Annotated in this window: 9 protein-coding genes; 8 read left to right on the top strand and 1 reads right to left on the bottom strand. The window is 51.4% G+C overall.

Annotated elements, in window-relative coordinates:
- Position 1: 1 nt before the first annotated feature.
- The 6 genes from ACQ66Q_RS00440 to ACQ66Q_RS00465 all read left to right on the top strand — a co-directional run bounded on the left by ACQ66Q_RS00440 (position 2) and on the right by ACQ66Q_RS00465 (position 9378).
- Positions 2 to 502, top strand: coding sequence for a hypothetical protein (locus tag ACQ66Q_RS00440; protein ID WP_430454975.1), 501 nt, complete (start codon positions 2 to 4; stop codon positions 500 to 502).
- A gap of 5 nt (positions 503 to 507) precedes the next feature.
- Positions 508 to 1485: a hypothetical protein gene (locus tag ACQ66Q_RS00445; RefSeq protein ID WP_430454976.1), complete on the top strand. Its 978-nt coding sequence runs from the start codon at positions 508 to 510 to the stop codon at positions 1483 to 1485.
- A 266-nt stretch (positions 1486 to 1751) separates the two neighbouring features.
- On the top strand, positions 1752 to 2012 hold the full coding sequence (locus ACQ66Q_RS00450) for a hypothetical protein (protein ID WP_430454977.1): 261 nt from the start codon (positions 1752 to 1754) through the stop codon (positions 2010 to 2012).
- Positions 2012 to 2737, top strand: coding sequence for a hypothetical protein (locus ACQ66Q_RS00455; protein WP_430454978.1), 726 nt, complete (start codon positions 2012 to 2014; stop codon positions 2735 to 2737). The genes ACQ66Q_RS00450 and ACQ66Q_RS00455 overlap by 1 nt, the downstream gene beginning before the upstream one ends.
- A gap of 87 nt (positions 2738 to 2824) precedes the next feature.
- On the top strand, positions 2825 to 8992 hold the full coding sequence (locus tag ACQ66Q_RS00460) for an LPD38 domain-containing protein (protein WP_430454979.1): 6168 nt from the start codon (positions 2825 to 2827) through the stop codon (positions 8990 to 8992).
- Positions 8993 to 9162: 170 nt separating this feature from the next.
- Complete coding sequence (locus tag ACQ66Q_RS00465) at positions 9163 to 9378, top strand: hypothetical protein (protein WP_430454980.1); 216 nt, start codon at positions 9163 to 9165, stop codon at positions 9376 to 9378.
- On the opposite strand, the gene ACQ66Q_RS00470 is transcribed toward ACQ66Q_RS00465, so the two are convergent.
- Positions 9352 to 9576: a hypothetical protein gene (locus ACQ66Q_RS00470; RefSeq protein ID WP_430454981.1), complete on the bottom strand. Its 225-nt coding sequence runs from the start codon at positions 9574 to 9576 to the stop codon at positions 9352 to 9354. The genes ACQ66Q_RS00465 and ACQ66Q_RS00470 overlap by 27 nt on opposite strands.
- 196 nt (positions 9577 to 9772) lie before the next feature.
- On the opposite strand from ACQ66Q_RS00470, the gene prfC reads away from it, so the two are divergent.
- Both prfC and argS read left to right on the top strand, forming a co-directional pair.
- Positions 9773 to 11371, top strand: a complete 1599-nt coding sequence (prfC, locus tag ACQ66Q_RS00475) for a peptide chain release factor 3 (RefSeq protein ID WP_377241412.1) — start codon at positions 9773 to 9775, stop codon at positions 11369 to 11371.
- A 44-nt stretch (positions 11372 to 11415) separates the two neighbouring features.
- Positions 11416 to 13155: an arginine--tRNA ligase gene (gene argS, locus ACQ66Q_RS00480; RefSeq protein ID WP_430454982.1), complete on the top strand. Its 1740-nt coding sequence runs from the start codon at positions 11416 to 11418 to the stop codon at positions 13153 to 13155.
- The last annotated feature ends 59 nt before the right edge of the window (positions 13156 to 13214 follow it).

Raw genomic sequence — 13214 nt, forward strand, 5'->3', positions numbered from 1 at the left:
CGTGGATGAAACGATGCAGCAAAATGAATTGCAGGCAACGCCTGAAGAAGAGGCGCAACTGGAACAGGCTTTTGATATTGCCATCAAAGTGATCCACGCCCCCGGTAAAGCCGGCGACAACATTGCCGGTATGGTGTTGGATGCCAAGCAGGTTCAGCAGGGTATTGGGCAGGCCGTGGCCACTGTGCTTATCACTGTCGAAAAGAAAATGCAGCTGACCGACGATGTAAAGCTGGCGCTGGCAGAAAAAATCACCGATGAACTGGCGGCACTTGCCATCCAGGCTGGGGCAGTTGCCAAAGATGAACTCAATGACCAGATGACAGATGCCATCGCAAGCCATGCTATGAGCGCTTACATCAGCATGAAGGAATCTCTTGGCGAGTTGAACCAGGACGAGCTTTCAGCCAACGTGCAGGAAGCTCAGTCGTTCATGGGCCAACAACAGAAACCAGCGGCACCAGCTAAATCTGGTGGCCTGCTGCAGCGCGCGCGGGGTTAAGCATTATGGCGAAGTGGGGATTATTGCAAGGTGCTGGCCGTGGCATCAGTCAGGGCGCAGCCATGATGCAGCAAGGCATGGCGGAAGATCGCGAAGTCGAGCGGCAGAGATTGCGTGAAGCATCAGCCGCAGCGCGCTGGGCAAAGCAGGAAGAACGAGAGAATGCCCGGTATAAATCGGAGCAGGAGTATCGCCAAGGCAGGGATAAGGCCGCAGATGACCGGTTCAACAAGCAGGACGCAGCGCAGTCCGCTGCAGCCAAGCAAGCGCAGACAAATGCTGAACGGTCCTTCAATCTGCAAGAGCGGCAGTTGAGCGCGCAGGAGGAGGCGCGGCGAGTACAACGCATTGAGGAAACGCTGAGTCGGATCCAATCCAAATACAGCCGCGAAGGCGAGCAGATTGACCGGAAATACGATCGATTGCTGGATAAGGCAGAGCCCGAAGATAAAGCGGCGCTGTATGAGCAGCGTGACCGTGAGCATGAAGCCTTATCAACAAAGCTGAGCGGCGAAATGCTGCCCGCACTGAAGTCATTCGGTGATGGCCTGAAAGGCACTTCATTCGCGTCATACATCGATGTTCTTGCTGAAATGAACAAGCCAAAGCAAGAAGCTCAACCGACTCAATCCGGAACCACAGTTCCTGCAGGCTTTGACCGCAATGCTGCAGTGAAAGGGTTACTGATGCAGCCCGGTGCACAGCCAGCGCCAACAGCTCCAGGCAATCCAATGCCAACGCCGGGCCTTTTAAAGCCTGGATTTAGTTCAGGGATCCAATCAGGAATGTCTGGGTATAACAGCCCTGCAATGATTGATGATTCAAGTATCACTCCGCTTCAGCAACTTACTACCGCTGCGGGTAGGGCAGTCGTTGGAACCAAGACAGGACTACTCATGGATGGGCTTGAGTATCTGAACAATAACGCGATCCAACCAGCATGGGCGTGGGCAAACACTCCAAACAATCAAGGCCGCAAATAAGTGGCCAAGGCTGGCGTAAGAATTGACAGTAGTCGTTGATTCGGTAGTAAGTTGCGACGAGCTGCAATGTCTTTAACTTACCTATAGTTGCGTACTACAACCTAACTCGTATATGTTGAGCAACAGTTATGGAGCCTGTATACTCTCGCGCCGGTCACAATCACCTGTTGCAAGGTTGTATTTACTAGCACAGCGACCATATTAAGCATTAGTCCACCGATTTAGTGGCTTGTGAGTATGTAGCAGCGAGTTCATGGAGATACGGTATGGCAATTTATGCAGTTATCGGTAGCGATGACCCTGAAAAATTAGGGGAACATCTAATAAACAAGTTCGGAAGTAGCGAAGTTCTTAGTATTTCGAATGGCCAATGGTTACTGTCGACACAGCAAACAACTAATGAAGTTTTTGCTCACATTGGTGAAGACGGTGAAAATGGAGATTTTCTTTTATTTCCGGTGAAACATTACGCTGGGTTTCAAGAGGCTTCAGTTTGGGAGTGGTTGGAGTCCAAGGAGAGCAAGTAATGCAAAGCCAAGTGCATTCTGAAGGAAAAAGCTCGAAAAATGTAAGTGCAAAAACTTCTAGTAAAGGAAGTGTAGGTGTTCAGCCTCGGATTGACGAACTTGCTGAGGCTGTTGGGCATTTACAGTATAAAATTACTAGCATTTTTGAACGGTTTGAGCGGAATGACACCAATTCTAAATCAGAACAAGCTGCATTACAGTCAAGCATCAACTCACTCAAAGACGATGCGGTAGAGCTTAGGCGAGAGCTTAAGAATTGTGAATTAGCTGTCACAGAGGGGCGTGAGTCGACGAATAGACTGACAGCAGAGCTCCGCGAATCAACAATTAAGCTACCTTCAGACCTGCGCGAGACTACTACTAAGTTAGAAGCCAAGCTAAATACAATCGAAAGAATTAGTGAAAGGGCGGAGAGTACTCTAAGCAAAGCTATTGCAGATATTAAATCACAACAGCAGCTGCAACACTCGGAAATCAAAGATCTGCTCAAGGAATTTAAGTCTGACGTGACTTCGAAGTTTTCCGACCAAAAGACTCTAATTGAAAAAGAGAAAGCGGATGTAATCCAGAAAATTGACAAACTTGAAAAAGAAAAAGTAGAAAAATTAGATAAGTTTGTTGATGAGCTAAGACGTTTCAGATGGAAGTTTGCTGGAGTAATGATTGCGGTTTCTATATTAGTCTCTGCCGTAGTCGCTTATTTTGTTCGGGCAATATCCACTTAAGATTTCCAATCCGCTCCGGCGGGTTTTTTATACCTCAAATTCACCATCAAACCCGCTTCGGCGGGTTTTTTCATTTCTGGAGTATCCATGGCTTTGAATTTTTACCAGTATACAAAATCAGCGGATAAGTACGGCTCGATTGCTACACCTGAACCGGTTAAGGCATCAGAACCTGGATTACTCAGCAATATGGGCCGCAGCGCGGCTTCAGGCGCTTTGTCCGGTGTCGGTGGTATCTTTGACTTTGCTGGCGCTGATGGCATAGCAAAACAATTCTATGCATGGTCTGATGATGCTCTGCAAAGCATGTCGGCTGAAGCTCAGACGGATATCGCAAAACCGTTTTTCAGCGAGAATGACCAGGGCGAAATCCAGCTGGGTGAGGGGCTCACCGATTTAGATACCTGGTTGCTAACCATGGCGAACGTGGCCGGCCAATTTGCGCCAACTGCTATTCCCGGCGCTGGTCTAGCCAATACAGCCACTAAAGCACTCAAGCTCGGTGAAACCGGCGCCAAAATTGCCACTGCTGTTGGCATGGGTGCAACTGGCGGTGCATCAGCGACCGGTCAGGGCATGGAGCAAGCGCGGCAGGAATGGAAACAGATGCCGGATGAACTCAAGCTGCAGTCTGATCTGTTTAAAAACACAATCCGCGAAATGAAGCAGAAGCAGCCGGATCTGGATGGCGAAGCGCTGTGGACTGCTGCAGAAGACACCGTGGCTGAACGTTTAGCCTCTGAAGTGCAGACGGACCCAAAAGTGCTGATGGCTAACTTTGCAGGTTCAACAATTGCGGATCCAATCATTGGTCGGGCATTGACCGGTGCGCGTCTGGCGAAGTCAGGCGCATTCCGCTCCGCAGCCAAAGGCTTTGCGATTGAAGGTGGCACTGAAGCCGGTCAGGCTGCGGTACAGGAATACGGCATAAATCAGGCACTGTCTCAGGTTGATGGCCGTGATCCAATGGATGGCGTTGCTATTCCTGCTTTAAACGAAGGTATTGCCGGTGGCATGCTCGGTGCTGCAGCTGGTGGTGTCGGTGGTCTGCTGAACCGCAAACAAGCAGAGCCGGTTAAAGATCGGGAAGCCGATGCTATCCGCGATAAGAACCCAGACTTGGCCAGCGCTTTTGATGGAATGGCGCAATCAGCCGCTCAGCGCGAAGCGGATCTGCAAAGTATCATCGGTGGCATGCCAGCCATCAGCCAGCCAGCGTTGGAAGGCGAACTATTGGATCCGGAACAGCTTGCCGGCGCGAACTTCAATCCAAACCAAATCGGTATGCAGGCCCGTATCGGTGGCCCGACAATCCCGCGCATCAATCAGAAAGATGTCATCTTTGCCGCTGACGGCCGCACCGAAGCTGAGCGCAATCCGGCAATGGAAGGTGAGTGGTTAAGCCCGGAGCAACGCGCGGCGAATACAGCAGGCTTTATTGAAAATGCACCGATTGATTTGGAATCAGAGCAGGTCAAGCAGGCCAAAGCTGATATGGAGCGGATGCGAAACGAGCCGCGCCAAATCACAGATAAATACGTAATATTTGCCGGTGACGGTCGGCCACAGCAAGCGGCGCAGGACTTCACCGATAACCTGCAGCGTCAAGCCAACCAGGCTGCATCAGTGCCGCAGTTACCACAGAAAGACATTATCTTTGCCGGCGACCAATCCGGCGTGCGCGTTAAAGGCAATGGCGAAGTTTACAAATCACCGCGCGAAGCCATGACTAGCAAGCAGGCCCGGGCGATGAAGCGCAGCGGTACTCCGGTTGAAGCTGTTCAGTTTGGTGATGGTTGGGGTTGGCGTGTAAAAGAAGGTGATTCGCTGCTGCAAACCAGTACCGCGCCAGGTGCTACATCCGAAGATGGCGGCCCGCAAACGTCCGAAACGCTCGGTCTGAATTTGCAGCAGACCGGGCCAATGTTAGCGGGGGAAGTTGACCAAATCAATCAGCCGGCGCCGGTGCAGTTTAAAAAATCCGGCGACCCGTTCAAATCTGAAAAGGAAATGAAGATCAGCTCCAGCTATAAAGCTGCAGCCGCCACAGGCGCAGAGTTGGAAACGGTACCGGTCGATGGTGGCTTTGGGTTTCGGGTAAAAGCTGCTCCTATGGAAGCAGAAGTTGCCTCTGGTGGATTGAGCGAGGGACATGACTCAACTCAACCTACATCATCCGAGCCTACACCTACCCGTCTCGGTGATGGAGCAGAGGCACCCAATACTACTGCACCGACCGGCGCTGCCCAGGCCGAGAAATCAAATGTCTCGCTTGCAGCGACAGTTGGTGCATCCCCGAGCGAGAGTATCGACACCGATCTGGGTACTACCGTCAATGTGACTCAGCCAGCGGTGGATGCAGAAGCAAGTGTAATTGATGGCGCGCCAACCGGCAATGCAGCGACGGAGCTGCCGACCATCCTCCGCACGACGAAGAAAAAGTATATCGCTCAGCAGGTGAAGCAGCAAAAGCTCAAAGAGTCATCACCGGGCTATGCGCAGGCGGTTGCTCGACTGGAAGCTCAGTACGAAGCGAACCTCGATCGCGCGCAGGCCGGCCTGACATTTGAGCAGTTTAATGTGCTCAATGATGATTCGCCGGAGTCTGTGAACCGACAGGCATACAAAGCACTGCGTGAAGAGTTTGGTTTGCCAATTGATATGCAGTTTAGCAAGCGGCGAAACGATGAGTCAGCCACAACAACAGAGCCATCTTCGGCTGGTATGAATGAGCCTGATGGTTCCACTCAAATCGATGGGCCAGATAGTAAAAAACCTGAGCAGGTACGACTCATCGGGTCACAATCGCCCTTAAGTGGTTCACCGTCTCAGGTTTCAAGTGAAACTGTACAGTCAGATGCAGAGACTGGCAACCCAGACATTCAGTTCACCCAACAGAATACTATTAAAGCAAAGCCGGCCCGGGGAGTGAACGCGAAGCTGGCCAAGCAGTTTATTGCTGGCATCATGCAGCGCCTGAATGGTGCAGCTGGCATTAAGGTTGTGGTGTTGGAGAGTCAGGCTGAAGCTGAAAAGTTGTGGCAGATGTCGTTGGCTGGTGACTTGGTTCGTGGAGCCTACGACCGCACAAATAACACCGCTTATGTGATTGCTGAAAACATCAAGTCGATGGATGAACTGCGCGAAGTAGTGGCGCATGAAGTCATCGGACACGGTGGCCTGCAGAATGTAATCAGCAAAGCCGATTACAAAACATTCATCGAACGCCTGAAGCAGACCCGGAACAACCGTTCCTTTACTGAGCAATGGGCCCAGATTGATAACGACTACGAGGGGTTTAGCGAGAACGATAAAGCTGAGGAACTGTTCGCCTACTTCGTGCAGAACAAGCCAGTCACCGGCCCAGTGAAGTTCTGGTGGAACGCACTAAAGCGTTGGCTTCACAAAGCATTGGTATCAGTGGGACTAGCGAAAGCGGGTGATCCGGATGTTGAAGCTATGCAGGAAATGCTGGAGTCAATTCGGGCTGGATTCAGCCTGACAAGGGATAACGAAACAGCTTCCACAAATCAAAGAAAAACGGACGCTCAATCTACCTTGCCGTCAAATGCAGGGAACCAAGCGTCCGGATCCGACGATGCAAAAGCACCTTCGGGAGAAAGTGTAAATGATGAACAGACCGGCTACAAGTTCAGCAAAACCCGCACCACTGAACAAGCTGATGCACTGGATAAACTGGGCCTTGGTGAAGAGGCTGCAGAAACTGTAGCTGAGCGGGCCAAACGCCGGGCAAATGAAACCGTCGATACACTGAAAAGCAGTTCATTCTGGCAGCGGCTGAACGAAGGTATCTTCGATGGCTTGGCCGGTATTAAGCAGGCTGAGGAAGCGGCCGGCATTACGGATCCGAACAAGCAAGGCTATGTGTCAGCACGTTTGGCGTCTGGCCTGTCCGACATTCTCCATGGTGTGTTCCATTACGGCGCACCTGAGTGGCGCGATGGCGTTGTGCAGCGTAAGGCTGATACCAAAGGCTTGTTGGAAGTATTCGGCATGCTGGGCGATGATCTGAACGATTGGCTTGCATGGATGGGCGCAAATCGCGCAGAGCGCCTGATGGCTGAAGGTCGCGAGAACAACCTGAGTAAAGCCGATATCGATGAACTCAAAGCCATGGCCGCAGGCAAAGAAGCCTTGTTCGAAGAGGTGCGGCAGGAATACAACAAAATCAACAGCGCCATCATTGACTTGGCTGAAGAGGCTGGGCTTTTAAGTGCCGAGCTGCGCGGCGGCCTTGATGAAGAATGGTACGTGCCGTTTTTCCGCAACATGGAAGAAGAAGTGGATCCGGAAATGTCCGGCATTGCCGCTATGGTCCACGGCCCGAGCAGCCGCAAAGGTATCGCTGGCCAGTCAGCACAAATCAAAGAGCTGAAAGGCGGGCGCCAGTCCACCAAAGACCTGCTTGAAAATATCATTCAGCGCCAGTCGACCATGATTGATGCGGCCATCAAAAACAAAGCTATGGCTGAGGTGGTGAGCAATCTGGAAGGTACGCCGTTTATGCAGGCGGTTGATAGTACGGACATTGCGGCGCTGAGCCAGACCGAGTTAAACCTGCTGCAGAAAGTAAAGGTGATGCGTAACGGTAAAGCTGAGGCTTATACAGTCACGGATCCAGCGCTGCTGCGTGGCTTGCTGCAAATCCACACCATTGGCAATCAGTCACTGTTCAACCGCATGGCCCGCAGTGCAAAGAGGTTCCTGACTGCAGGCATCACACTGTCTCCTGATTTCATCATCAAGAACTTTGTGCGCGATGCGGCTCATGCCTGGATGATCAACAAAGACGGTTTCAGGTTTGGTGCTGACTCGGTGAAAGGTTTGCGCAAAGCGTTTGCTGAAGATGAGGCATATCGGGATCTGATTTTCTCCGGAGCTGCGTTCCAAGGTGGCTATGTGCATGGAGCGGATCCGGAAGCTGCAGCACAGCAGATCCGGCGCGCACTGCGCAGCAAGGGACTTGGCGAGAAGGATATCCAGTCTTACATGGACAGCTTGATCACCAAAGGCGGCGAACTGCTGGAAGCGTACCGCACGGCATCAGATAAGGTGGAGAATGCCAACCGGCTAAGCACTTATGAAGCCGCGCTGGCTGCTGGTAAGTCACGACGACAGGCTGCTTATGAGGCCAAGGATTTAATGGACTATTCGCTCAAAGGCAACTCTGCATTGATCGGCACCATGATTGATATGCTGCCGTTCTTCAATGCCCGGTTGCAGGGTATGAGCAAACTAGTGCGCGCTATGAAAGCTGGTGATGGTGACCGCGTGCTGAAAGTGCTGAGCGCTAACCTTGCAATGAAGGGCTTGAAGGTCGCTGCGTTCAGCCTGGCACTTGCTGCCATGAATGATGACGACGAGCGGTATCAGGAATTGCCTGACTGGGATAAGGATGCGAACTGGCACTTCTTCATCGGTGATGAACACTTCCGGATCCCGAAACCGTTTGAGCTGGGCATCCTATTCGGCACCATGCCTGAGCGCATGTTCCACTATGCGGCCGGCTCACAGCCTGGCAGTGATTTAGGCAAGGCCGCGGCGCACGCTGTCTGGAATACGCTGGCTTTGAACCCAATCCCACAACTGGTGCTGCCATTCGTTGAAGTGATGACGAACCAGTCATTCTTTAAAAATACTCAGATTGAAGGTATGGGCGATTTGCAACGCCAGCGCGAGGACCGGTATAACGCCTACACTAGTGAAACGGCCAAGCAAATCGGTGCGGCATTCGGTGTAAGCCCAAAAATGGTTGAACACTTGATCCTAGGCTACACCGGCACCCTGGGTGGTTATGTTCTCGGCATGGCCGACATTGCGGCGCGGCTGGCTTTGGGCGTTGAAGCGGCAGATACACCAATCAGCCGGTACCCGGTGATTAAAGCGTTCTACCAAGGCGATGCGCCTAAGACTGCCACCAAGTTTCAGGATGAATTCTACGATGCACTGCAAAGCGCCGGTGAAGCATACGGCAGCTATAAGCGTGCAGTAGAGGAAGGTGATGTGGTTCGCCAGCAAGAGCTTAAGGAATCAGAGTCACAAGCGCTCGGTGCCCGGGTTCAACTGAACCGGATCCAGCGTGAGCTGAGTGAGCTGAATAAACAGGCTGAGCTGGTGAACAACAATCAGAGCCTGAGCGGTGCAGATAAGCGGCAGAAGCTGGACGATATTGCGAAGCGGAAAAACACGCTGTATCAGAATGCCTATGTGCGGCATAAGCTGGGTGAGTGGTGATCAAGTCTGAACCAGTTACCAATATTGTTACACCTCATATCATATCAATTTTATCTCGCAACAAATCGAGAGCACCCCTGAAAGCCTTATAAATCATGGAAGAACGATTTGTAGCGAGAAAAAAAAACTGCGAAAGAATAGGAGTCCCTTAATTTTAGGAGACTCCAAATATGACCCCAACAGTCCAACTTGATCTGGATGTTTATTTAGAATTAGCAAATCGAATTTTCGACACCGAAACTTATCTGAAGCTGTTGATGGAACGAGAAGAACTTCAGACTGAAGCCATGTCTATGTCGAGTTTTCTTACCGGGAAGGCATTGGAAACAATTATTAATGCCAGAGAACTGATCGACCGTTCAGTCGAAAATGTTGGAAGCAAGTAGCACTACCATACCCAATAGGCCGACGAGAAAAAAAATCCCTTCGGCCTTTTCTCTTTGCCTCGCCCCTTTCTTCCCGCCCCAATCCCCGAACCCGATGTAAAGGCCAATGCCTATAATCGGCATACCAATCAACCAGGTCAGATTCTGGCCGGCCGCAAAACCGACGATCACTAAAGCAAGCATGATGATGATGTGCATTGCAGACGCTCATTTGCATAACGAAGGTGTTTAACTATGCCTATGGTTTATCCAAGTTCAAGATCTCGAGTAATCGAATTGAGATACCCGGAGATAAATTTCAATCAAGGGTGCTGGTCTGGTAAAATGCGCGCCATGTTTCATAGGTACTTTGACTGCTGACTACATAGCGGTGTACATAAATTAAGAATTTGATATGGCAAACCAAGATTTTCTGAATGAAATCAATAGTCGTCGCACCTTTGCGATCATCTCTCACCCGGACGCCGGTAAAACCACGATAACAGAAAAAGTGCTGTTATTCGGACAGCTGATCCAGAAAGCTGGTACCGTCAAAGGTAAAAAATCCGGTCAGTACGCCACGTCTGACTGGATGGAAATGGAAAAAGAGCGCGGGATCTCGGTCACCACATCTGTGATGCAATTTCCGTATGCCGATTGTCTGGTCAACCTGCTGGATACACCGGGCCACGAAGACTTCTCGGAAGATACCTACCGTACACTGACCGCAGTCGATAGCTGTCTGATGGTGATCGACGGCGCCAAAGGTGTTGAAGAGCGCACCATTAAGCTGATGGAAGTCACCCGGCTGCGCGACACGCCAATCATCACATTTATGAACAAAATGGACCGCGATATCCGCGATCCGATTGATTTGCTTGATGAAGTGGAAAGCGTACTGAAAATTGCCTGCGCGCCCATTACCTGGCCTATTGGCTCAGGCAAAGAATTCAAAGGCATTTATCACATCCTGCGCGATGAAGTGATTTTCTACAAATCCGGTATGGGCCACACCATTCAGGATGTCGACATCATCAAAGGCATCAACAACCCTGAATTAGATGCCCGTATTGGTTATTTTGCTGCTGACCTGCGCGAGCAAATGGAACTGGTGCAGGGCGCCAGCCATGAATTTGACCGTGAAGCCTTCTTAAAAGGTGAATTAACACCAGTGTTCTTTGGTACTGCACTCGGTAACTTCGGTGTGGACCATATGCTCGATGGCCTGACTGAATGGGCGCCGGCACCGCAACACCGCGCGACTACTGGCCGTACTGTAGAACCAACGGAAGAAGGCTTCTCTGGTTTTGTGTTTAAAATTCAAGCCAATATGGACCCGAAACACCGCGACCGCGTAGCGTTTTTACGCATCTGCTCCGGCAAGTATGAAAAAGGCATGAAAATGCACCATGTCCGCATCGGTAAAGATGTACTGGTGCCGCATGCGCTGACATTCCTCGCCGGCGACCGTGAACATGTCGAAGAAGCATTTCCGGGCGACATCATTGGCTTACACAACCATGGCACCATTCAAATCGGTGACACTTTCAGCTCTGGCGAGAAGTTTACTTTTACTGGTATTCCAAACTTCGCGCCTGAACTGTTCCGCCGGATCCGTTTACGTGATCCGCTGAAACAAAAGCAATTATTAAAAGGTCTGGTGCAACTGGCCGAAGAGGGCGCGGTGCAGGTCTTCCGGCCGCTGGATAACAACGATTTGATCGTCGGCGCCGTTGGTGTGCTGCAGTTTGACGTCGTCGTGCACCGCTTGAAATCTGAATACAACGTTGATGCGATTTACGAAAGCGTCAACGTCAGCACGGCGCGTTGGGTCTATTCAGAAGATGGCAAAGCGCTGGAAGAATTTAAAAACAAGGCCAGCACCAATCTGGCACTGGATGGCGGTGACAATTTAAGTTATCTGGCCCCGACGATGGTGAACCTGAACCTGGCGATGGAACGGCATCCGAAGATCCGTTTCCATAAAACCCGTGAACACGCCCACGCCGGTTAAGCTCCGGTGTTGGCAGGCAGGTTCATAGTGACACAGGATACAAAATGAATATCAAACAGTTATTGGCCGCTAAAACGCAGGCCGCCATGGTCAAAGTCGGTTTGCCGGCAGATACCAATACCGCAGTGACGCAAAGCACCAAAGTCGAATTTGGTGATTACCAGATTAACGGCGCAATGGCGGCCGCGAAGTTGTTAAAAACCAATCCGCGCGCTTTAGCGCAGCAACTAGTAGACGTGCTGGAATTAGCAGACATCGCTGACAAAGTCGAAATCGCTGGCCCGGGTTTTATCAACGTGACGTTAAAACCAGACTGGCTGGCCGCACAGTTGCAGCACGCGGTGACAGACCCACGCCTGGGTGTCAGCGCCAACACAGCGCCGCAGACGGTCGTGGTCGATTATTCCGCGCCAAACCTGGCCAAAGAGATGCACGTCGGTCATTTACGTTCCACTATTATCGGCGATGCTGTGGTCCGCGCACTGGAGTTCTGGGGCGATACCGTCATCCGGCAGAACCACATGGGCGATTGGGGCACGCAATTTGGCATGCTGATCGCGCATCTGGAAGACAAGCTGGCTGCAGGCGTTGATTTGGAAACTGTGGCGCTGGCGGACTTAGAAGATTTCTACCGCGAAGCGAAAAAACGCTTTGATGACGAAGCCGGTTATGCTGACAAATCGCGCGATTATGTGGTGAAACTGCAAGGTGGCGACGCGCACTGTCAAAAGTTGTGGCAGCTGTTTATCGATACGTCGGTGAAGCACAGTGAAGAAGTGTATCGGACCTTAAATGTCACTTTGGGCCATGAGCATATCAAGCCGGAATCGGCCTATAACCCGATGTTGCAGCCGATTGTTGATGATTTAACCGCTCGTGGCATTGCGGTGGAAGATCAGGGTGCTTTAGTGGTGTTCCTGCATGAACTCGCTGACAAAGAAGGCAATCCGTCGCCTTTTATCATCCAAAAAACCGGCGGCGGCTTTTTGTATGCCACCACCGATTTGGCCGCTTGCCAATATCGCAGCCATGAATTGAATGTTGACCGCATCATTATTTTCACCGACGCCCGCCAGGCGCTGCACTTTAAACAAGTCGAACTGGTGGCGCGTAAAGCCGGCTTGCTGCGCGCGGAAACCGCCTACGAGCATTGCCCGTTTGGCACTATGATGGGCGAAGACGGCAAGCCGTTTAAAACCCGGACCGGTGGCACCGTCAAACTGGCGGAACTGCTGGAAGAAGCAGTCGTGCGCGCCGAAGCGGTGGTGAAGGGCAAATCGACAGAATTAACTGCAGAAGAAATCGCCGAAGTGGCGCGCAAGGTCGGTATTGGCGCAGTGAAATTCGCTGATCTGTCGAAAAACCGCACTTCAGACTACATCTTCAGTTGGGACGCGATGCTGAGTTTTGAAGGCGCGACCGCTCCTTACCTGCAATATGCCTACACCCGCGTCAGCAGTATTTTGCGCCGCGCCGGCATCACAGATGAATTTACCGCGACATTGCAGCTGGCTGAGCAGCAGGAAAAATTACTGGCGCTCAAAGTGCTGCAGTTTGAAGAAACGCTGCAACAGGTGATGAAAGATGCGCAGCCAAACCTGCTGTGTAATTACCTGTATGAACTGGCGAGCCAGTACATGAGTTTCTACGAAGCTTGCCCGATTTTAAAAGACGGCATTGAACCAGCGCTGCGCGACAGCCGTTTAATGCTCAGTATTCTGGTGGCAAAACTGCTGGCCAAAGGTTTAGATCTGCTCGGCATCGATGTGATGGAGCGGATGTAAGTTCTGAAAAGGCTGGTGATTACCGGCCTTTTTTCTGCCAATGGTCTGCCATTGTTCAA

The sequence above is a fragment of the Rheinheimera sp. genome (assembly GCF_965283995.1).
GTDB lineage: Bacteria > Pseudomonadota > Gammaproteobacteria > Enterobacterales > Alteromonadaceae > Pararheinheimera.

Coding starts and splice junctions, on each gene's coding strand:
- prfC (WP_377241412.1), top strand. CDS start 9,773: ATGGCAAACCAAGATTTTCTGAATGAAATCAATAGTCGTCGCACCTTT.
- ACQ66Q_RS00445 (WP_430454976.1), top strand. CDS start 508: ATGGCGAAGTGGGGATTATTGCAAGGTGCTGGCCGTGGCATCAGTCAG.
- ACQ66Q_RS00470 (WP_430454981.1), bottom strand. CDS start 9,576: ATGCACATCATCATCATGCTTGCTTTAGTGATCGTCGGTTTTGCGGCC.
- argS (WP_430454982.1), top strand. CDS start 11,416: ATGAATATCAAACAGTTATTGGCCGCTAAAACGCAGGCCGCCATGGTC.
- ACQ66Q_RS00460 (WP_430454979.1), top strand. CDS start 2,825: ATGGCTTTGAATTTTTACCAGTATACAAAATCAGCGGATAAGTACGGC.
- ACQ66Q_RS00450 (WP_430454977.1), top strand. CDS start 1,752: ATGGCAATTTATGCAGTTATCGGTAGCGATGACCCTGAAAAATTAGGG.
- ACQ66Q_RS00465 (WP_430454980.1), top strand. CDS start 9,163: ATGACCCCAACAGTCCAACTTGATCTGGATGTTTATTTAGAATTAGCA.
- ACQ66Q_RS00455 (WP_430454978.1), top strand. CDS start 2,012: ATGCAAAGCCAAGTGCATTCTGAAGGAAAAAGCTCGAAAAATGTAAGT.